16 protein-coding genes are annotated in these 21,617 nt (G+C 59.9%); 13 read left to right on the forward strand and 3 right to left on the reverse strand.

Annotated elements, in window-relative coordinates; genetic code table 11:
• Nucleotides 1–2: 2 nt before the first annotated feature.
• Both RIKMI_RS13600 and trkA read right to left on the reverse strand, forming a co-directional pair.
• A complete protein-coding gene (locus RIKMI_RS13600; RefSeq protein WP_037291772.1) occupies nt 3–1,100 on the reverse strand; it encodes an SGNH/GDSL hydrolase family protein in 1,098 nt (365 codons plus the stop codon).
• A gap of 17 nt (nt 1,101–1,117) precedes the next feature.
• On the reverse strand, nt 1,118–2,458 hold the full coding sequence (gene trkA / locus RIKMI_RS0108970) for a Trk system potassium transporter TrkA (protein ID WP_027291338.1): 1,341 nt from the start codon (nt 2,456–2,458) through the stop codon (nt 1,118–1,120).
• An 89-nt stretch (nt 2,459–2,547) separates the two neighbouring features.
• On the opposite strand from trkA, the gene RIKMI_RS0108975 reads away from it, so the two are divergent.
• The 8 genes from RIKMI_RS0108975 (at nt 2,548) to RIKMI_RS13605 (ending at nt 15,274) form a co-directional block, all read left to right on the forward strand.
• Complete coding sequence (locus RIKMI_RS0108975) at nt 2,548–2,811, forward strand: hypothetical protein (RefSeq protein ID WP_027291339.1); 264 nt, start codon at nt 2,548–2,550, stop codon at nt 2,809–2,811.
• Nucleotides 2,812–3,001: 190 nt separating this feature from the next.
• Complete coding sequence (locus RIKMI_RS0108980; protein ID WP_027291340.1) at nt 3,002–5,473, forward strand: DUF4493 domain-containing protein; 2,472 nt, start codon at nt 3,002–3,004, stop codon at nt 5,471–5,473.
• Between the two features lie 43 nt (nt 5,474–5,516).
• Nucleotides 5,517–6,950 (forward strand): DUF4493 domain-containing protein, encoded by a 1,434-nt coding sequence (locus tag RIKMI_RS0108985; RefSeq protein WP_027291341.1) that lies wholly within the window; start codon nt 5,517–5,519, stop codon nt 6,948–6,950.
• Between the two features lie 52 nt (nt 6,951–7,002).
• Entirely contained in the window at nt 7,003–9,297 is a 2,295-nt protein-coding gene (locus RIKMI_RS0108990; protein ID WP_084135245.1) for a PCMD domain-containing protein, read from the forward strand.
• Between the two features lie 138 nt (nt 9,298–9,435).
• A complete protein-coding gene (locus RIKMI_RS0108995; protein ID WP_027291343.1) occupies nt 9,436–10,179 on the forward strand; it encodes a hypothetical protein in 744 nt (247 codons plus the stop codon).
• Nucleotides 10,180–10,199: 20 nt separating this feature from the next.
• On the forward strand, nt 10,200–11,858 hold the full coding sequence (locus RIKMI_RS0109000; RefSeq protein WP_027291344.1) for a PCMD domain-containing protein: 1,659 nt from the start codon (nt 10,200–10,202) through the stop codon (nt 11,856–11,858).
• 969 nt (nt 11,859–12,827) lie between these two features.
• Nucleotides 12,828–13,856, forward strand: coding sequence for a quinone-dependent dihydroorotate dehydrogenase (locus RIKMI_RS0109010; protein ID WP_027291345.1), 1,029 nt, complete (start codon nt 12,828–12,830; stop codon nt 13,854–13,856).
• Nucleotides 13,857–13,966: 110 nt separating this feature from the next.
• Nucleotides 13,967–15,274, forward strand: coding sequence for a competence/damage-inducible protein A (locus tag RIKMI_RS13605; RefSeq protein ID WP_051214453.1), 1,308 nt, complete (start codon nt 13,967–13,969; stop codon nt 15,272–15,274).
• 271 nt (nt 15,275–15,545) lie between these two features.
• On the opposite strand, the gene RIKMI_RS0109020 is transcribed toward RIKMI_RS13605, so the two are convergent.
• The gene (locus tag RIKMI_RS0109020; protein WP_027291346.1) at nt 15,546–16,844 is read right to left on the reverse strand and encodes a cysteate synthase; all 1,299 of its coding nucleotides are present in this window, start codon (nt 16,842–16,844) and stop codon (nt 15,546–15,548) included.
• 270 nt (nt 16,845–17,114) lie between these two features.
• Here RIKMI_RS0109020 and mnmH point away from each other — a divergent pair, with 270 nt between their 5' ends.
• Genes mnmH through selD form a run of 5 tightly spaced genes read left to right on the forward strand, consistent with a single transcriptional unit; the run spans nt 17,115 to nt 21,280 of the window.
• Nucleotides 17,115–18,200 carry a tRNA 2-selenouridine(34) synthase MnmH gene (mnmH, locus tag RIKMI_RS13610; protein WP_084135246.1) on the forward strand — a complete coding sequence of 362 codons (1,086 nt, stop codon included), beginning with the start codon at nt 17,115–17,117 and terminating at the stop codon, nt 18,198–18,200.
• Nucleotides 18,197–18,814, forward strand: coding sequence for a sulfurtransferase-like selenium metabolism protein YedF (yedF, locus tag RIKMI_RS0109030; RefSeq protein WP_027291347.1), 618 nt, complete (start codon nt 18,197–18,199; stop codon nt 18,812–18,814). Before mnmH ends, yedF begins: the two co-directional genes overlap by 4 nt.
• Nucleotides 18,815–18,865: 51 nt before the next feature.
• Nucleotides 18,866–20,002 (forward strand): aminotransferase class V-fold PLP-dependent enzyme, encoded by a 1,137-nt coding sequence (locus RIKMI_RS0109035; RefSeq protein ID WP_211224112.1) that lies wholly within the window; start codon nt 18,866–18,868, stop codon nt 20,000–20,002.
• Complete coding sequence (locus tag RIKMI_RS13615; RefSeq protein ID WP_037291778.1) at nt 19,999–20,208, forward strand: putative Se/S carrier protein; 210 nt, start codon at nt 19,999–20,001, stop codon at nt 20,206–20,208. Before RIKMI_RS0109035 ends, RIKMI_RS13615 begins: the two co-directional genes overlap by 4 nt.
• Nucleotides 20,195–21,280 (forward strand): selenide, water dikinase SelD, encoded by a 1,086-nt coding sequence (selD, locus tag RIKMI_RS0109045; protein ID WP_051214455.1) that lies wholly within the window; start codon nt 20,195–20,197, stop codon nt 21,278–21,280. Before RIKMI_RS13615 ends, selD begins: the two co-directional genes overlap by 14 nt.
• The last annotated feature ends 337 nt before the right edge of the window (nt 21,281–21,617 follow it).

Genomic DNA, 21,617 nt, shown 5'->3' on the forward strand with positions numbered 1-21,617 from the left:
CGTTATTTCAGTTTCAGTATCTTCCGTACAGCCTTATGGTATGCGTCCGCATAAGCCTCCATGCCGTAGTCCGACGGATGTATGTGATCCACCATCCCGTCCGCCGGCATGCCGATCTCTTCGCGCGAGAGGTAATACAGGTTTTTGACCCCCTCTTTTTTCAGTTGCACATAGGCTTGGCGCTGCGCGCGGTCTGCACGCTCGTCTTCCGCGTGCCGGGCGGCGTTCGTTCTGCGGTTGGCGTATCCCGGGTGTTCGGCCAGCAGGATCGGAGTGTCCGGACGCAGTTGCCGGAACTGACGCACCGCATTCAGTACCAGCGTATAAACGCTGTCTTGGGGAACGTACATGTTCGGCATGCAGTCCACGATATACAGGGCGGCCGGTATGGAGGCCACGTAGGCGATCACCTCCGGTTCCAGCCGCCCGTTGCCCGAAAAGCCGAGGTTTACCGTCGGCAGTCCTGTCGCCCGGTGCAGGAGGTTGGTCCAGGCCATGCCCGGCCGGGATGCGCAGGCCCCCTGCGCGATCGAAGTCCCGTAAACCACGATCGGCCGCCGGGTCGTGTCGGCCGGTACGAATGCGAACGAAGCCCCCTCACGGGTTCCCACCCTGAGCCGTTTCACCGTATTGTAGAGCGGCAGGTAGAGGGTATAAGTCGCGGCCGACGACGTGTCGGGCAGTCCTTTGTACGAATAGGTGATCGGCGAACCGAACGAATAATCGCCCCAGCACCGTTCGCCGCGCCCGTTATAGAGATCGACGCCGCTGACGCCCGTGGCCGGCATGTGGGGCATCGTATGGCCGCCCGTTACTTCGTATTGCACCGTAATGTCGGGCGAATCGGTCGTGAATTGCAGGTAGAGTCCCGCGCTGTTGCGCGAAAGGCCCCATACGGCGTCGCGCACGATTTCCCGTGCCGGTTCCGGCAGCCGGGCATAGTCGCGCTGCGCGAATCCCCGTCCCTGGATGCAATTCGCCCCGGCTCCGGTCGCGGCGGAGTCCAGCGGGTCGTGCCATACCGTCTGTCCGGCGGCTGCGGGTGCATAGCCGGTCATAAGCATGAAGGCCGGCAGGATCGGAAAAAGAAGATGTTTCATATCCTGAAAAATACGGGTTATCCGAAAAACGCCCCCACCTTGCCGATCGCGCTCGGCAGGGCGAATACCACCACGCGGTCGTAGGCCCGGATCTCTACGTTCCCGGTGGCGATCAGCGCCTTGTCGCCGCGCACGATGCCGCCTACGATCGCCTCGCGCGGGAAATTGACGTGTTTGATTTTGCCTTTCGTGGCCGGGCTGCCCGGTTTGACGATGAACTCCAGCACCTCCGCGTCGCAGCCGTTCAGGCACTTGATCGCCTGCACGTCCGTATTCATCGTGAACCGGAAAATAGAGCTGGCCGTAATGAGTTTCTTATTGATGATCGTGTCGATGCCGATGCTTTCCGCCAGCGAGATGTAGTTCATGTTTTCGATTTCGGCGATCACCTTCTTGACCCCCATCCGTTTGGCCAGCATCGCCGCGAGGATATTGGTCTCGGCCCGTCCCGTCAGGGCCACGAAAGCGTCCATCTTGTCCAGACCCTCTTCGATCATCACTTCGCTTTTGCGGCCGTCTTCGGCGATGACCAGCGTCTTGTCCAGCATCTCCGCCAGCTTGTACGCCTTTTCGGGATTGTAGTCCACCAGCTTGATGTTGATTTCGTCCTGCAGCTCCCGCGCGATGCGTCGTCCGATACGCGAACCGCCGAGAATCATCAGGTTCTTGACCTCGATATTCGGCCGGCCCGAAAATTCCATCACCTCTCCCACCGAGCTGCGGCCCGAAATGACGTAAACCGTGTCCCCCTCTTCGAAAAAGTCTTCGCCTCGGGGAATGATCGTCCGTCCGCCGCGCGAAATGGCCACCGTCCGGTATTCCAGGTTTTCGCGGTCGCGCGTGATTTCGATCAGCGTATGGCCGATCAGCGGCGACGAGGCGTCGAGCCGGAAAACCACCAGCGACAGCTTACCGCCCGAGAAATCGACATATTCGGACGTGGAGGAGTGCCCCAGCAGGGTGATGACCTCCTGCGCCGCCACCTTTTCCGGGTAAAACAGGTAGTCGATCCCCATGTTGATGAAAACCTCCTTGTTGTTGGGTCTCAGGTACTCGTCGTTGTCGATGCGGGCGATCGCCTTTTTCGCCCCGAGCTGTTTGGCCAGCGTGGCCGAGAGGATATTGGTGTTTTCCTCCGGTCCCACGGCCATGAACAGGTCGCAGCGCTGCACCTCTCCCCGCTTGAGGCTGTCGAACGATGTGACGTCCCCCTCGATGGTCAGCACGTCCGAGAGGGCTGTCAGTTCGTCGAGCCGCTTTTCGTCGTCGTCGATGATCGTGATGTCGTGGTATTCGTTGCTGAGCATCTTCACGAGGTGGCTGCCCACCTCGCCGGCCCCGGCGATGAGTATTTTCATGTCTGTTCGGGTAACGAGTTACAAATTTAGAGAAAAAATGCACTATTTTTGCTTTTCATTCTGACAGTGAATTTTTTAAACGCAAGATTATGTCAACGACACTGATAACCATACTGATCGCCATCGTCGCACTGGCCCTGTTCGTGCTGGGGCTTTCGATCACCCAGATTCGCAAAGGGCACCCTATCGAAAGCGACGTGGGGAGCAACCGCGATATGAAGCGGCTCGGAATCGAGTGCGCCTCGGCCCAGATACGCCGGGAAGAGGCTGAAAGACTGGGCAATAAAGCCTATTTCCCGGAAGGGTGCGACGGCTCCTGCGGCAGTTGCTCCACGCAGGGCGATTGCCGGTAATACTGATAAAACGACTACTCGTGGTCTGATTTTCGGGTACGTTAGCCTGCTATTAATATATTGCAGATGAACGGGTTATTTGCCCCCTGTTTCCGGGAGGAAATGTTGGAGGTTAAGAAAAATCGCGTACCTTTGCTTTCAGTGGATGTCTGTCGGTTCTGGCAGGCTTTGTGCCACCAAAACGCTATCGATGAGCAAACAGAAATTCGGACTTCGGATCCTGCTGATGACGATCTGGGCCGCCGTTGTGGCGGCAGGATGCGCCCGGCGCGACGATACGCCTTTCGGCTCGGAAGGCGACGCGGAGGTGTACCTGTCCGTAGGGCTGGACAATACCGAAAACGAGCAGGCGATCTCCAAAGCGGGGCAGCCGACGCTCGATCCCGACAAAGACCTGGCGGTTTATGTCATCAATACGCATGAGGACACCCTGGCGCGGTGGGCTTCGTTCGAGTCCGTGCCGTCCACGCTGAAATTCACGCCCGGAGCCTATAAGATCGTGGCCGAATACAAACCCGAAGGGATCGATTTTCCCGCGTTCGAGTCCTATGCATACAGGGCAGAGGAGAAATTCGTCGTCAAATCCAAAGACAAACTGCATATCGACCTGGTGGCCAAACTGGCCGCCGCCAAAATCTCGGTCGAGTTCGACGATAATTTCGATTTCTATTACCAGAGTTATTCCGTCGATATCCGTACCGTGGGTACGGATTCGTTGCGTTTCGGAAAAGGCGAGACCCGCTGCGGTTTCTTTGAACCCGGCAGCGTGCGCATGCGTTTCAACCTCGTGACGGCAGAAGGGCAGCGGCTGGTCTTTTCGCCGGAACCGTTGGCGAAAGCGGATGCGGCGGACTGGTACAAGCTCAAACTCAAGGTCTCGTCCGATCAGGGCAGCACGCAGGTGATCGTGATCGGTACCGACTCCACACTGAATCCGGAAAAAGACATTACGGTCGAAGTGCCGCGGTATTTCCTGCCCAAGGATAAACCTGCTGTCGAACCCGTAGGCTTCGTAAGCGGTACGGCGCAGAGCGTGTTCGAGGGCGAGGTGCCGAAATGGAGCCTGAGCGCCCGGACGCCGGGCGGGATTTCGTCGTTCGTCATCCGGTTGAACGACGGGGCGGGCGGCGTGCTGGCTTCTGAACTGGGGGGGGCTACGGAGATCGACCTGGCGGGACTGGGCGGCGACGACCCGTTGCGGGACAAGCTCAAAGCGGCCGGTTTCGTCTGGAGCGAAGGGTTGAACTCGCCCGAAGACGCCGCTATCTCCACCAGCGTGTTTATCGACTTCACGGACGCGATGAAAGCGGCGGAGAGCGGTTCCGCGGCCTACGATTTCCAGTTCGAGGTGACCGACAATTACGGCCAGTCGCCCGAAGCGGGGCCGTGCGTGGTGAAAGCCGAAGTCAAAGCGCCGACGGTCCGGTTCGCCGGTATAGCCGCTGCCGACATCTGGGCTACCCGCGCTTTCTTTACGGTCAGGGCCAACTATGATTTGTCCGCGGGCACGCATCCCGTGTTGCAATATCGGAAAACCGCCTCTGAAAACTGGAACGACGCCGTCGAAGGCGACGACCTGACCGTTACCGAAGCGGCCGTCGGAGGCGACGGTTTTTATGCCGCCCGATATGAATTGAAAGGGTTGCAGGCGAATACGGAATATCAGTTCCGGATTAGCGCCAACGGAAAAGAGATCGTTCCGGAAACGGGGAGCGATACCTGGCGGACGGAAGAGGCGCTGCCGGTTCCGGGCCTCGTGGACGGCGGTTTTGCGTCGGGGTGGAGCGAGGCGGCGGCTACGACGGCTTTGGGCGTGACGGTACAGGCGCCGCCGGCCGGGTGGGCGACGCGCAATCCGCTCACCACCTCGCAGACGGCCCTTTCGCCGAATCCGGCCGGAGAGGGCAACGATGTCGCCGTGTCGGACGTATCCTCCAATAATGGAACTACATTGGTTTACAATCCGGGAAATTACAATCGTAAGGCCGTGCAGCTCCGGACGACCGGCTGGGGGCGCGGATGCTATTCCAAAACGGGAGGGGACGACGCGGGTAAATCCGGATCATTGTTATTGGGAACCGGTGCGAACGGTTCTAAGGAGGTGGGATCGCGTGCGAGGAATACCAGTGCGGCAATTCTGTTTTTGGGAGATTACAGCTTTACCCAACCGACGGCCGCTACCGAAACATGGACATATTGGTGGACTAGCGTCAGTTGGGGTATCACGGGCGAGCATACCCAGGCGTATGCCTACGATGCATTTGCCGGTGAGACGATGGCCGAAGGGGCGGCTTTCGTTTCGCGGCCCGCAACCGTGCATTTCCAGTATCAGTTTACGCCCGTGTCGGGGACGGCGGGATTTCTGGTACGTGCGGAAGTCCGGGCAGCCGACGGAACCGTGATCGCCACCGGTTCGGTGCAGGAGGCGGCGCAGCAGGACAATATGACGACCCGGACATTGACGCTCGACTATAACGACACTTCCAAATCCGCAGCCGAGCTATGCCTGCTGTTCAGCTCCGATGCCGACCTCTCGGTCGGGACTTCCGGCGGGAAAGATGTTCCGGCAAGCCCTCTTGTCGTGAAGCAGACGGACGGGAAACCGCATGTAGGAAACGTCCTGGTGATCGACAATGTGGAATTAGGATACGAATTTAAATAGGGAACCCGCAGACCGGGTATCTTTTTCAACGATAAATCACGGTATGGCCATGAAAACATACGCTAAATATAACCGGATACGGCTCGCCGCCATAGCTATGGCGGCAGGAGGCCTGCTGGCCTCCTGCGTCGAGGCGAAAGACCCGTATAACCCGACGGGCGGGAACGAAAACCGTTACGGGACGATGAGCGTTTCGTCGCTCGGTCGCGAGGGCGATTTCATCGTGGTGGAATCCGACGGGAAGACCAAGGCCGACGGCGCGGCGGTACCGGATGTCGGGACATTCCGGGTGGCCGTGCTCGACAGCAAGGGCGAAAACGTCGTGCACGACAATATCAACGACAAGGATTACCGGTGGAATACCTTCGCCGAAGTGGAAGGGCAGCTGGTGACGATCCCCTCGGGCAAATACAAGCTCGAAGCGGCCAGCCTGACGGACGAGCCGCAGGCCGCCTGGGAGACCCCCTACTATTACGGCGTGCAGGATTTCACCGTGCGTATCTCCGAACTGACCAACGTCTCGCTGGTGTGCAAACTCGCCAACGTCAAAGTGACCGTGGAGTACGACCAGGAGTTCCTCGACAAGGTGGACAATCCGCAGGTGCAGGTCTATTTCGATTATACCGACGAGACAGCCCAGAAAGTGAGCGCGGATCTGATCTGGTCTTCCTCGGAGACCCGGGCCGGATATTTCAAAGTGCCCGAGGACGGGAAACTGTACGTCAAGGTGACCGGCACCCGCAAAGAAGACGGACAGCCGCTCGGCAACGGAGAGGGGCAGACCGAGATTATCTCCGGCGTGCAGGCCATGCAGTGGCATAAAGTCAGGATCGGTTACCAGCAGAGCGGCCAGCTGTCGGCGTCGGTGACGGTGGATTACAGCACCGTCGATTCGGAACATACGGTCGAGATTCCGGACGGGGACGGAGTGATCGACGGAGGTTCGAACAACGACAATTGGGAGAACGAAGGGGGCGGGGACCAGACGGGAGACCTGGCGATCGTGGGGGCCGATTTCAACGGTTCGGCGTTCGATATATCCCAGAGGCTGACGGTGTCGGTGGCGGACAAAAATGAAATCGACGTGCGTTTCGACGCCCCGAAAGGGATCGATCGGCTGTATGTGACCATCGAATCGGACGCTCTGGCGTCGTTGCTGCCCGGATTGGGGCTGGAGGGCGGCGTGGCGTTCGACATCGCCAACCCGCCGGCGGCTTCCGAAAAGCCGGACGGCGTCAGCGAAGAGATGTGGTGGGTCAATATGTTCGCCAATTCCGAGATCGGGATTCTCGATCCGGCCGTGCCGATCAAAGGCAAAACGACGCACACGTTCAGAGTGGGCGGCCTGATGGAATTGCTGGGCGGAGTAGCCGATCCGGCGACCAACGGACCGGCTGTGCACGAGTTCGGGTTGAAGGTGGTCGATGCGTCGGGGGCGGAGAAAGAGGCCACCCTGTCGATCTACCTGACCGAATAACCCCGCGTCGGCGTCCTCCGGGAGGGGGCGGATTCATTACGAAATAGCCGGTATGAAGCACTTGAGGTATATGACATATGCGATGGGGCGGATAGCCTGTCTGGCGTTGCTCGCCGGAATGGTCGGCTGTGCCCGCAGCGGCCTGGACAGCGGAGAGGGGACGATCTCTTTCTCGTTTCGGGAGGACGACGCCGTAACGGTGAAAGGGGCCGTGCGCAACGACGTGGGGTACACGCTGGATATCGTCGATCAGAAAGGCGATACGGTGGCTCATTACGGCGACCACCGGACCGTGAGGACGATCAAACTCCGGGAAGGGGTATATACGGTCCATGCCAAAGACAATACCGAGGCGTCCGAAACGTCCCTTTTCGGCGAACCCCGGTACGGCGGTACGGAAACCGTAACGATCGAAGCGGGGCGGAATACGCCGGTGCTGATGGTCTGCAAACTGCTCAACGTCAAAGTCCAGGTCGTCGAGTTCGCTCAGGAAATCAGGGAAAATTTTCAGGAATACAGCCTGGTCGTCAAGCCGACCGAGGATTACGCGGGCCGCGACACGCTGACTTTCACCCAGACCGAAGTCGATGCGCAGCAGACCGGATGGATCGACCAGACCGAGAAAGGGCGGTTCGTGCTGATATTCCGGGCGGTCAATCGGCAGAGTCCCGAAAAGCGCCAGATCTATATCCGGACGATAACCGACGCGGAGCCGGCCGATTTTTACCGTTTCACGGTGAAGCTGAACACGGCGGGCGACCCTTCGGACGGCGGGGCGATGTTCCGTCTTTCGGTGAAGACCGATACGAAAGAGTACGAATTCCCGTTCGGGGTGAAAGACCAGACGCGGCCCGTACCGACGGTTACCCGTGCGGACGGGGGCGATATCCGGGAACCGCTGATGACCAATGTGGATACCCGGAACGGACAGATACGGCTGAACGTACATGCCGATGCGGGTATACAGCGGCTCCGCGTCCGCCACGAAAGCGCGGATGTGCTGCTCAAATGGGGTCTGCCCGCGCAGGTTACGCTGGGCGGAGACAACGATATGGCGACCGACGAGGCGCAGCGCGGGCAGCTGGCGGGGATCATGACCTGGGACGAAGGCTCCGTAGTGGGCGAAACCGACACGTGGCTCGACTTTTCCGGACTGATGAATACCGCGCAGTCGGGCGGCGAATTGTTGCCGGAGGGAAATTATGCCGTCGATGTCGAGGTCTATGATTTCGATAACCAGATGGTGACGCAGACCGTTACATTGGCCGTGGCGCGCGATTTCGCCACGGGAGGGGCGATGTCGGGCCAACTGGTGAACGGCATGCCGGGCGTGGGGGCCAGATACGCTTATGTGACGGCCAAATGGATGGGGGATCAGACTCCGACGGGATTGGGTTTCCAGTACCGCGAGCTGGGTGCCGGAGACAATGCGTGGAAAACCGTCTCAGTCGGCGAGGCTGATATTCAGGAGGCGGAAAAGAGTTTCCGCGCTTTGCTGAGCGGTCTGGCGCCGGAAACGCTTTACGAATTCCGGCCCGTCGGCGACGACCTGACGCCCGGCACGACGGCCGCGTTCGCTACGGATGCGCTGACCGGACTGCCCAATCTCGATTTCGAAGGAGGATCCTACGGCTCGTTCGACGGGGCCAGCGATGTGTACGACCCGAATATTCCCGGCGAATCCCGTTTCTGGGCGACCGGGAATCCCGGCGGGAAGTACATGGGCAGTATGGGACTCAATAAAAACGTGACATTGCCGGTGACGGGTGACGAGGCACGCACGGGCACCTCTTTGTGGATGACTTCGTATACCGTTTCTAAGATGGGGGTCAATAGTCTGGCTTCCGGTACGATTTACAGCGGTACGTTCGGCCCCGTGAGCGGTATTCCGACTACTTCAGACGATCAGCGTGCTTTTGTCCATTACGGGCAGCCTTATACGGCGCGGCCCCTCGGCCTGAAAGGGTGGTACAAATACATTCCACAGGCTATCGATACTGATATCGACAACAAATATCCCGGACTGATCGGGCAGATGGATCAGTGCAAGATTTACATCAGTCTCGAAAAATGGGGGAGCGGCGTGACCAAACGGCCGGACAAGCCGACGGTGGTCGGTTACGGCGAGTTGATGTCGGGGGCGACTTCCGGCAGTGCGGATCAGAACGGATACGTACCGTTCGAATTCAAGATTACCTATACTTCGGCGGATGTTCCGGACCATATCGTGATGTGTGCGACGTGCAGCTACCTGAGCGACGATTTCTGCGGAGGGGCGGGAAGCTCGCTGTATATCGACGATTTCGAATTGATTTGGGAGCCGGAGCGATTGTCCGCCGGTCGATGACAACATGACTAACCGAGCGGAAACGAGGCTTTCCGGGATCCGTTCCGCCGGGAAATGCGGCGGGGCTGGAAGGGAGGAGAGCCTTTTTCGTGTGCCGACAGAAAACCGAAATTACCGAAAAACGAACCGAGTAAACCGATGAGAAAAACCGTATATGCGTTGCTCCTGGCCGTCCTCGCAGCCTGCGGGACGACCGGCGGGGCTGCGGCCCGCGAAAAATTCGACCGCGGCATCACCGTGCAGACCTTCATGCCCAAAGGCGTGTGGTTCTTCGGCGGCAACATCTCCTATACGCAGCACGATAACGACGATTACACGATGTTCGGCCTGCTGAAAGATTTTTCCAGCCGGGGATACACGTTCGCCGTCCGTCCGCTGGCCGGCTATGCGTTTTCCAACAACCTTGCGGCGGGCCTTTCGTTCACCTACGAACGCACCATGCTCCAGATCGACAACGTCAGCCTGTCGCTGGGAGACCTGAGCTTCGGTATTTCCGATTACTATAACATCGAACACGTTTATACCGGAACGATATTCCTGCGCAACTACATCAACCTGGGCAACAGCCGGCGGTTCGCCCTGATCAACGACCTGAAGCTCCAGCTCGGCGGCGGGCAGGGCAAAATGATCTCCGGTTCGGGCGACGACCTGAGCGGAACTTATACCAAAATTTACAAACTCGGCTTGGTGTGCTCGCCGGGCGTGGCCGTGTTCGTCAACGATTTCGCGGCCGTCGAAGCGACCATCGGCGTGCTCGGCTACCAGTATAAACGGACCGAACAGACCACCAACCAGATACACCACAGCTCGCGGGAGACCAGCAGCGCCAATTTCAAAATCGACATATTCTCCATCTCGTTGGGGATGACATTCTATTTATAGGGACGATGCGGAAGACGGATATGAAAAACGGATGCGGAAGAGCCGTCGCGGGCGGAGCGTTGGCGCTCGTCTTGCTGGCGACGGGCTGTATAAAGAACGACATACCCTACGAAACCGTGCTCGGCGATATTACCGAGATGGACATTCGCGGAGCCGAATCGCTCGCGCTGAACAGTTCCGACCGGACGATCGACCTCGTGCTGGCCGATACGGTGGACTTGCGCCGCGTGTTCCTGAACGATTTCAGGATCACGCCCGACGCCCGTATTATCGACAATGTGACCGGACAGGAGCTGGACACCCTCGATTCCTATTACCTCGATCTGACGCAGGGCGGCGCCGAATATGCGATACCGGCCGACAAACCCTATACGTTTACGGTCGTTACCTATCAGGATTATCTCTGGACGCTCAAGGCCAGCCAGAATATCGTGCGGACGTTCGCGTTGGCCGACGGGCAGCAGATCGGCGAAGCCAAGTTCAGCGCCACGGGGTACAGCGTGGTTGCCTATGTACCGGAAAGCGTGCCGCTGACGGACATTCATATCGAAGAGCTGAAGTTGGGGCCGTCGAACGCTACGATGGCATGGGTGCAGGCGGACGGGACGGTGGTGGAAAACGTGGACCCTGCGACGATCCGCGACTTTACGCTGCCGCAGCATTTTATCGTCCGGTTTTTCGACATCGAGCAGCTGTGGACCGTTTCGGTCGAGCAGTCGGCACAGTATATTACCGAGTTTACCGTGAACCCGTGGGCCAGATTTGCCTATTTGTCGGCGCAGGGGCTGACCTCGGCAGGGGATTGCGCTTTTCAGATCCGTAAGGCCGGCGCGGGCGACGACGCCTGGCAGAATGTTCCGGACGTGGCGGTGGAAGGCGTGACTTTCACGGCGGTCGCCAAGGGGCTGGAGCCGGCCACGGACTATGAGGTGCGTGGGGTGATCAGCGACAATTACGGCGATGCGACCGCTTTCACGACCGAGGCCGAGGTGGAAGTGCCGAACCTCAGTTTCGATAATTGGACGCAAAAGGGCAAGACCTGGTTCCCTAACGCCGATGCTGCTAATTCTTATTGGGCTACCGGAAATCAAGGCGTCACTATATATAAGGATTCCAATAGTATTCCTGTTGAAGGTGCGGGCAATACGGTGGATGGAACGGGGAAGGCGGCCCGTTTGGAAACATTGGGGAATATCCTTATTGTAGATATTGCCGCTGGCAATCTGTTTACGGGGACTTACGAAACCAAGATGTCGGATCCGGCTTCCAGCGCGACGATGGGACGGCCTTATACGGGCCGGCCGACGCACATGACGGGCTGGTACAAATATACGCCGGCGGAGGTGACTACCGCGGGTAACAAATACAGTCGGGAGAAGCATCCGGATGCGGTGGGCAAGATGGACTATTGCACGATCTACATCCGTCTGGAGGATTGGGGCGGCGCGACCGAACGGCCTGCCGATCCGAAGGTGATCGCTTATGCGGGGCTGGAGGACGATCAGGTCGTTTCGGACTACAAGCAGTTCGATCTGAAACTGGAATATTACGATCTGGAGACCAAACCTACTCATGTGGTGATCGTCGCTTCGTCCAGCCGTTACGGCGAGGATTTCTGCGGGGGTCCCGGCAGCGTGCTTTATGTGGACCAGTTCGCGCTGGGCTTCGATTACGATTGAGTGCCGTAGCCGGAAGGGACGGTGATCGGTCGGCAGACGACGGTACGCGGCCCGGGCGGAATAGAGGTTCCGCCCGGGCCGCTTGTTGTGTCGGGACGGTGCGGGGTTTGGGCGCCCCGGAGGGGCGGGTTGTTCGTCGAAAGAGGGGGAGCAGGACTCGAATGGTTTCAGAGTTCTCCAAGGGACGGTATTCGGATCGGACGTCCTGCGGTCAGGAGGGAATCGCACATTCCCGGCGGGTTCTTTGCTTGCTTTCTTGCCCGCCCAAGAAAGCAAGTACCCCGTCGGCATGAGACATCCGGAAAACCGGGCCCGCGGCATAAGCGGGCGAAGAAAGAACAAACGTCTGTCGCCGACAGACGTGTAATTAACCCGACGGTTTCGAATATATGGTTCCGTGCCAGCGGGCGGGCCGCAGCTTCCCGCAGCGGAGCCCGGTGCCGCTCGGCACTCGAGCCGGGCTGTAAGTACCTATTCCCCGCAGACTGCGGCTTTTCGTAAAATCGTACGATTTTATGTAAAGTTCTCCCGATGTCAGCCCGGAGCCACCCCCGGCGCAGGGCTGCAACTCGCAAAGCTCGTTTTGCCCTCGCTGGCTCCGGGCTTTAACCTGCAAATTAGAAGTACGGTTAAATGGCAGGAACTTACTTTGCGACCTTTAGGTCGCGCGGACCGGAGTCATCCCCGGCGAAAGCCTGCAACTGCGCTGCGCTTGTTTTGGCTCCGCTGGCTCCGGCCATAAAATTAACCGCACGGTTTTCAGCGTTGCCCATCGTATCCGATTCTCTTTACAAATCGGTTGTCGGACAGAACCGGACTGTCGGCCGCCCGGTTCCGTAAATTCCGAAAAATACGACCAGCGAGCACCGGCAGGGACGGAACAGGTAACGGCAATGCCCCCGCACCGCCGCGACCCGAACAAAAACCTGAATTTTATAGTACCTTTGCGACAGTTATAGCAGATACGAGATGTATAAATTTTTCCGTCCCCTTCTTTTCCGGTTGCAGCCCGAAACCATACACCACCTGACCGTCCGGACGTTGCGCATCCTGCACTTCGTCCCTTTCGCACGGGCGATCCTGCGGGCAGTCTATGTACGTCGTTCGCCCGTACTGGAACGCGAAGTGTTGGGGCTGAAATTTCCGAACCCCGTCGGTATGGCGGCCGGATTCGACAAGGACGCCGAGGTTTACGATATGCTCGGGGCGCTGGGTTTCGGTTTCGTCGAAATCGGCACGGTAACCCCCAAACCGCAGAACGGAAATCCCAAACCGCGCTGTTTCCGCCTGCCTGCGGATCAGGCTATCATCAACCGGATGGGATTCAACAACCGCGGGGTGCAGAACGCGGTGCGGAACCTCAGACACCGCAAACCCGGGCTGATCGTGGGAGGCAATATCGGGAAAAATACCCTGACGCCGAATGAACAGGCCCCCTGCGACTATCTGAAAGCCTTTCGGGCATTGTACGATTATGTGGATTATTTCGTAGTGAATATCAGCTGCCCGAACGTCGCCTGTCTGACGGCCCTGCAAAGCAAAGCCTCGACCGTCGCCATACTCGAACCGCTCAAGGAGTTCCGTCAGGGGCAGAGCGATTACCGGCCCATTCTGCTCAAGATTTCGCCCGACCTGACCTTCGAACAGGTAGACCAGATGATCGAAGTGGTCGAAGAGTGTAAAATCGACGGAATCGTGGCGACCAATACCACCACCTCGCGCGAGGGGCTGAAAAGCGATCCGACGCGGGTCATGGAGATCGGCAAAGGCGGGCTGAGCGGCGGTCCGCTCACCCGGCGGTCGTGCGAAATGGTCCGTTATATCCACGAAAAAACGGAAGGCCGGCTGCCGATCATCGGCGTGGGCGGCGTGATGAGCGTCGGGGATGCCGAAGCGATGCTCGAAGCCGGAGCCTCGCTCGTACAAGTCTATTCGGGCCTGATTTACGAAGGGCCGGGATTCATGAAAAGGATTTGCAAACGGCTGATGGAAAAATAAGAGGTTCGGATACTCCCCTGTCAGGCCGCCGAATCGTCCTGCCGCGGGATATTCCGGACCGGTAGTCTCCGTTTGCAGAAACGTTAGCGTTACATCAAGACCGGAAACACATGGTAAGCGTCGAATTGATTACGGTGGGCGACGAACTGCTGATCGGGCAGGTGATCGACACCAATTCGGCCTGGATCGGCCGGGAGTTGGGCCGGATCGGGGCACAGGTGGACCGTATCGTGTCGGTGCACGACACGGCGGCGGACATCGGGGATGCCGTCGGAGCGGCGTTGGAGCGGGCCGACGTGGTCATCATGACCGGCGGGCTGGGGCCGACCAAAGACGACATCACGAAGAAAACGTTGGCCGACCTGTTCGGCATGCGGCTCGTACGCAACCCGGACGTGTTCGAACACGTCCGTCGGATGACGGCCGAACGCGGGTTGGAATTCAACGAGCTGAACCAGGCCCAGGCATCCGTACCGGAGGGCTGTACGGTATTGCCGAACCGGGTGGGGACGGCTCCGGGAATGATGTTTTCCCGTCCGGACGGTGCCGGAGGCCGGGAAAAACTGCTTTTTTCGCTGCCCGGCGTGCCGTTCGAAATGAAAGAACTGGTGTCGGAACAGGTCGTCCCGATCGTCAAACGGCATTTCTCATTGCGGTCTGTGGTGCACCGGACGATGATTACGTTCGGGCTGGCCGAATCGGCGATGGCGCTGGCCATCGCGCCGTGGGAAGAGGCGCTGCCCGGATGGCTGCACCTGGCTTATCTGCCCAACGCCCGCGGAATCCGGCTGCGCCTTTCGGCTTACGACGTGGACGAGACCTCCGCGACGGCCGAGATCGAAGCCCGGTTCGCCGCACTCAGGGAATACATTGCCCCTTATATGCTGGGATACGAACCCTCCAGCGTGGAGTCGGCCGTGGCCGCGCTGCTGCGGGAGAGGGGACGCACGCTGGCCGTGGCGGAATCCTGTACGGGTGGTTCGATTTCGGCCCGTATCACGGCTTTGGCGGGGGCTTCGGAATATTATCTGGGCGGGGTGACATCGTACAGCAACGAGGCGAAAGCGCGGCTGCTGGGAGTCTCCGTGCCGGATATCGAACGATTCGGGGCGGTAAGTGAGACGGTAGCGCGGCAGATGGCGGCCGGTGCTATGGAACGGTTCGGAGCCGACTACGCGGTCTCGACCACCGGCGTGGCGGGACCGGGCGGCGGGACGCCCGAAAAGCCGGTCGGGACGGTCTGGATGGCGATTGCCTGGCGGACGGAGAAGGGGGAAACGAAAACCTCGGCCCGACTGATGCGTTTCAGCGAACTGCGCGAACAGAATATCGAACGGGCGGCGACGCACGCCCTCAATATGTTGCGCCTGCATCTGCTCGGGATGTCCGCAGCGTTCCAACAGACGGGCATGCTCTGAATGCCTGTAGGTTGCCAAAACCGGCAGGGGGCGGTTGAACTCCGGTTTCGGTAGGCATGGGGCGATTGATCCCCGTGACCTCATACTGATTTCCCGGACCGTTTCTCGCAGCGTATCAGATATTTCCCGATATATAAAAAACCGCCGTGGCCGGATATATGCATATCCGGCCACGGCGGTTTTTATAGTCGGAGCGGAACCTGCTCCCGACATCGGACAGTCCGTTCTCCCCTCTTCCGTGCCGAAACGGACGACCGCCGCCTCGGACGTTTTATGCTTTGGCGAAAAGTTTTTCGACCGTGCGTATCACGTAATCCGGTTTCGGGTCGAGCGGGAAAACGTGGTGCGGTTTGAGGTACCACAGCTCCTTGTTCCGTTGGAAATGGCGTTCTCCGCCGCCCGTAACGTTCAGCATCACGATTTTTTCCGGATCGACCTTGCCGTCGCGGACAGCCTGGATCAGCGTCGCCAGCGCGACCCCGGCCGCCGAATAGATGTCCACCCCTTCCAGTTCTTCGAACAGGTGCCGCGCCGCGCGGGCCTCTTCGTTCGTGGCAACCAGGATATCGCCGTCGGTCGCTTTCAGCGCGTCGTAAAGCCCGCCGCGCACGCTGTACGGCGGTTTGCGGTTCGAGAGTACTTTCGCGTCGATCGCTTCGGCGTCGGCCCGGGCCTGGTCGGCATCGTAGGCGAGCATCTCGCGGCTGCCGGCCCGCCAGGCATCGTACATCGGCACGAAGGGGATGTTCTGGGATACCATCAGCCGCATCGTCTTGTTTCCGAAGCGGCCGTCTTCGTTGAGGCGCAGGTTGGCTTCCCAGGCCGCGATCGCCCCCGTGCCGCTGCCCACGGCCTGGAAATAGTAATCCGGTATTTCGCCGATGGTCGTGGCGGCCGACAGCACCGTCGTGGCCATGCCGTCGCGCCGGGCGACGTTCTTCGCGCCCCCCTCGGCATAGAACAGGGACGATTGCAGGGCGAGGTTGCTCAGGTGGATGGCGTCGAAATAGTCGCCGCCCGTCTGCGGCGCGATCAGTTTGACGCACGGGTCGAGCGGAGCGTCGAACCAGAGCGCGTTTATATTCTCTTCCGGTACCGAAAGCAGCAGCGGAATCTTGTTGTCGGAACATACCTTGGCGAACGCCCGCGCCGTGTTTCCGGCCGACGCGACCACCAGAATCCGTTTTTCGTTTTCGGCCCGGCGGGCGCAGACATTGTAGGCTTCGGTCTCTTTGAACGAACAGGTGGTCATCCGCGCCCCCACTTGGGGAAAATAGCCGCTGAAAGTGATATAGAGGTTTTTCAACCCCAGATGGGCGGCCAGCCTGACGCTTTTGTAGGTGACGGGCGCATGGCTTCCCCGGAGCATCCGGCGGACAGGCAGCCAGTCGCAGAAACGGTAGATGCCGTAGTCTTCGCTCCGGACGTTGAGCCGTTTGCTGGCGTAGTTGGTACGTATGAGCGAGGGTTCGGGGGTCTGCGGATCGTCGAGCATCCAGCCTTCGTCTTCGAATTCGCGGCCGGTGGCCACGTTGGTCAGGGTGTAGCGGGTGGGTTTGAAATTCTCCATTCCGTAGGTTTTGTTGTTTCGCGTCAGCAACCGTTTCCGGGAGTGCCGTTTTCGTTCCTGTGCGGAAATATCGCAGGGACAAAGGTACGAAAAACACTTCGCCACGGGAATGGGTATAAATACCCATATCCGGGATACGGGAGCATGGTGCGAAGGGTGGCGGGAGAGACGGAAACGGTACCGCCGAGGGAAATTTTCTGTAACTTTACCGGGAAATCGTCCTCTGCCCCGCTGATACGGCGGCCGGGGGACGGGTAATTGTCCGAATCCATGAAACAGACGCTCGCGGCAGATGAGTTCCTGGACGAAAGCAGGCACGGCGTGCTGATCGACGTGCGCAGTCCCGGCGAATACCGTGCGGGGCATATTCCCGGCGCGGAGAGCCTGCCCCTGTTTTCGGACGCCGAACGGGCCGAAGTGGGGACGATTTATACCCGCGTGGGGCGGAACGAGGCCGTGGAACGCGGATTGGAGATCGTGGGGCCGAAGATGGCCGGGTTCGTGCGTACGGCGCGTACGCTGGCGGCCGGAAAGACATTGTATGTCTATTGCTGGCGCGGGGGGATGCGTAGCGGCAGCATGGCGTGGCTGCTGCGTACGGCGGGTATGCCTGCCGTCGTGCTCGAAGGCGGGTACCGGGCTTACCGGCGGTCGTTCGCCGGATTGCTGGCCTCGAAGCCGTGGCGGATGATCGTGGTCGGAGGCTTTACCGGCTGCGGAAAGAGCGACGTGCTCCGGGCGATGGCCGAAAGGGGGGAACAGGTACTCGACCTGGAGGCGTTGGCGAACCACAAAGGTTCCGTTTTCGGGGCGCTGGGGCAGCAGGAACAACCCACTACCGAGGAGTTCATTAACCGGATACACCATGTTTTCCGGAGTTTGGACCCTTCGCGGACGGTCTGGGTCGAAGGTGAGAGCCAGACGATCGGCCACGTAACGGTGCCGGTCGAGCTATTCCGGATGATGCAGGCGGCGCCGCTGGTACTTTTTTCGTTGGACCGTGCCGCGCGTCTGCGGCGGCTGGTGGCCGAATACGGCGGTTTCCCGGCGGACGAGCTGGCCGGAGCGTTCGGCAAAATCGCCAAGCGGTTGGGAGACGGCTATCCGCGGGCGTTGCAATGTCTTCGGGCCGGGCGGATCGAAGAGGCCGCCACGGTCGCGATGAACTATTACGATAAATGTTACACGCGGTCGATCGGCAGGGAGAACCGGTCGTTTACGGAGTTCTTCATGCCGGAGGACGATCCGGCGCGGGCAGCGGAGTTGTTGATCGAACGGTTCGCTGACGGGGTGCGCCCGTCGCCGGACGCGGCTCGGCCGGGAAAGGATGAACGAAAGACAATCAACAGAGGATGAAAACCATCGATACGCGGGGTCGGCTGTGCCCCGAACCGCTGATTATGACCAAACGGGCCATTTCCGGAGCCGGCCCCGGCGATGAATTCGAAGTGCTGACGGACAATCCGACGGCGTTGTCCAATTTGAAAAGTTATCTGACGGAGTTGGGCATCGTTTTCCGGACGGAGGGCGACACGGTTCGTTTCGTCCTTGCCGGGGTGCCGTCCGGTGCTGCGGCGGGAACGCCCGACCCGGTGTGCGGAACGCCCTCCCGATCGGTGCCGGTCTCCGGGCACGGCGACTATTGCGTGGCGGTGAGCAGCGACCGGATGGGGAGCGGGAACGACGAACTGGGGCGGATTCTGCTTCGGGCGTTTATCAACGCGCTGGGCGACGCCGGGCGGCTGCCCGCATACCTGCTGTTTTACAACGGCGGGATTCACCTGGCTCTGGAAGGGAGCGATACCGTGGCGGCGCTGAAGGAGCTGGAGCGGCGCGGCGTGAAGATTCTGGTATGCGGGACATGCCTCGATTTTTACGATGCGAAAGAGCGGCTGGCCGTCGGTACGGTCAGCAATATGTTCAAGATTACCGAAGTCCTTGCAGGGGCGGGCCACGTGGTGTATCCGTAGCCGCAGGAAAGAATGGTACGGCCCGGAAAACGGACCGAAAACGAACGACCCGTGACGGATTTGAACCTTTATTTCGACAACGCGAGCACCAGTTTCCCGAAACCGCCGGAGGCGGTCGCGGCGATGGCCCGTTTCCTGACCCAAGACGGCGGGACCTACGGGCGTGCCGCTTATGACCGGGTGTTGCGTTCGACCCGAATCGTCGAAAATGCCCGCGACGCCGTGGCCGTGCTGCTGGGAGTCGGCGACGCGTCGAAGATCGCCTTTACTTCCGGGGCGACGATGGCCGTGAATACGCTTCTGCGCGGTTTGCCTTTGCGGGGACGGGTGCTGGTCTCGCCGTTGGAGCATAACGCCGTGATGCGTCCGCTTTCCATGCTGGAACGTTGCGGCCGAATCCGGATCGGCGTTTTGCCGGCCCGGGAGGATGGGACTGTCGATCCGGACAGGCTGGCGCAAACGGATACCGGGGATGTCTCTCTGGTCGTTGTCAATCACCAGAGCAATGTGAACGGTGCGATACAGCCGTTGAGGGAGATTTGTCGCTGGGCCCGGGAACGCGGCGTACCGGTATTGGCGGACGGTTCGCAGGCGTTGCCCGGCGCGTCCGTCGATGCCGACGGGTGGGGGCTGGATTTTGTCGTCTTTACCGGACACAAAGGGTTGCTGGGGCCGACGGGGACGGGCGGTTTTTTCGCACGGACTCCGCAGGCGGTCGAACCGCTCGTTTACGGCGGTACCGGCAGTCGGTCGGACAGTTTCGGGATGCCGGACGGGTGGCCCGACCGTTTCGAGGCCGGGACGCCCAATCTGGTCGGGTTGGCGGGGTTGGCCGCAGCGCTGGCGAACCGGCCGCAGGCGGCCCATTCGCGGCAGGATTTTCTGGATATGATCTCCGGAATCGAAGCGTTGCCCGGCTTCCGGGTATGCCGGGCTGCGGAACCCGAACGGCAGGGAGGGTTGGTCTCGGTCGTCCATGAACGGCTGTCGCCGTCCCGGTTGGCTGGGCTGTTGTGGGAATCTTACGGGATCGAGACCCGTGCGGGATTGCACTGCGCTCCCGCCGCGCACCGGACACTGGGGACTTTCCCGGCGGGTACCGTGCGCCTGGCGGTTTCGCCCTATCATGCGCCGGCCGATTTCGAAGCGTTGCTGGCGGCATTGACGGATATATCCAGAAAACGATGATCGTACTTTTCAGAAATGCCCGCGAAGTGATCCGGGCGGATGCGGCGGCGCGGGAAGCCGGGCTGGATTGCCGGGTCAGGCCGGTGCCGGAGGAGTATTCCGCGGAGTGCGGCATGTGTCTTTTTGTGGCCGACGCGCATTCCGGCGTATTCCGGGAGCTGATGTTACGGAACCGAATCGAAGCGACTTACCATGACGAAAAATGAATCTGCCGCCCCTGTGCCGGGCGGCGAACCGTTCGATTTGCTGACCACGGTGGAATACGGCGGGTGCTCGGCCAAACTGCCGGCATCGAAGCTGGCAGAATTGTTGGGCGGCATCCCGATATTGAAAGACGATCGCGTATTGGTCGATATCTCGACGCACGACGATGCGGGGGTTTATCGGCTGAACGACGGGACGGCGTTGATCGTGACGACCGATTTTTTCCCGCCGGTATGTTCCGATCCGTTCGAATTCGGCGAGATCGCGGCGGCCAATTCGCTGAGCGATGTTTATGCGATGGGGGGACGGCCGCTGCTGGCGCTGAACCTCAATATGTTTCCGGCGGAAAAGATACCGCTCGGCGTACTGCGCGATATTCTGCTGGGCGGTCAGAGCAAGATCGACGAGGCGGGGGCGTTCACGATGGGAGGCCATACGATCGACGATTGGCCGCCGAAGTACGGTCTGGCGGTGGTCGGGATGGTCGAACCGGAGAGGCTGGTGACCAACGGCGGCGTGAGGGCGGGGCAGAAGCTGATCCTGACCAAGCCGCTGGGAACGGGAGTGATCGTCGCGGGCCGCAGGTTGGGGATGGTTTCTCAGGCGGATTACCGGGGAGCGTTGGAGCAGATGAAGTTGCTGAACAGGACGGGGATGGAGGTGATGCGTCGTTACGGTGTCACGGGAGCGACGGACGTTACGGGGTTCGGTTTGCTGGGCCATGCGGCGTCGATGGCCGATGCGAGCGGCGTTTCGATACGGCTGGCGGCCGGAGCGTTGCCGGCCCTGGCCGGAGCGATGGAACTGATCGCCGACGGGTGTGTGCCGGGCGCGGTGTTCCGCAATCTGGAGCATGTGCGCGAGCGGGTGGAGTTCGGTTGCGATGCCGACCTCCGGATGCTGGCCCTCGACGCGCAGACTTCGGGCGGTCTGCTGATGGCGGTGGATGCGGACAAGGCCGAGAACGCTTTGGCCGATCTGAAGGCTTCGGGCTTGCATCCGCAGGCGGCCGTCGTCGGCGAGGCGGTGTCCCGAAAGAGTGAGTCGGTTTATTTGTCGGGGGAGGTTATATAAAGGATATATATGATTTTACCCACGATCAGGCAATCGGCCCGGCGGTGCCGTCGGGTACTTCGGCCGGGGATTTTCTGGCTAAAAGAGGCGGAGTGAATCGAAAAAGGAACGATAGGGCTGCCTGGGGCTATTGCCTGTCGTTTCTCCATGCTTGTGATTTAAATCCTGTTGGTTGGCGGACATAGCTCGAAAGTTAGGCCGTGGATGATTATTGGGCGGCATGCCCGAATAGTCGAGGCTGATCTTTGTCCGAGGTTTAATTCTGTAAATGTATTCTTGCTTGTCTTTTGAATTGGTATCTTATTCGTACCTTTGCGAAACCGATGATTCCTCAGCT

The sequence above is a fragment of the Rikenella microfusus DSM 15922 genome (assembly GCF_000427365.1).
Lineage (GTDB): Bacteria > Bacteroidota > Bacteroidia > Bacteroidales > Rikenellaceae > Rikenella > Rikenella microfusus.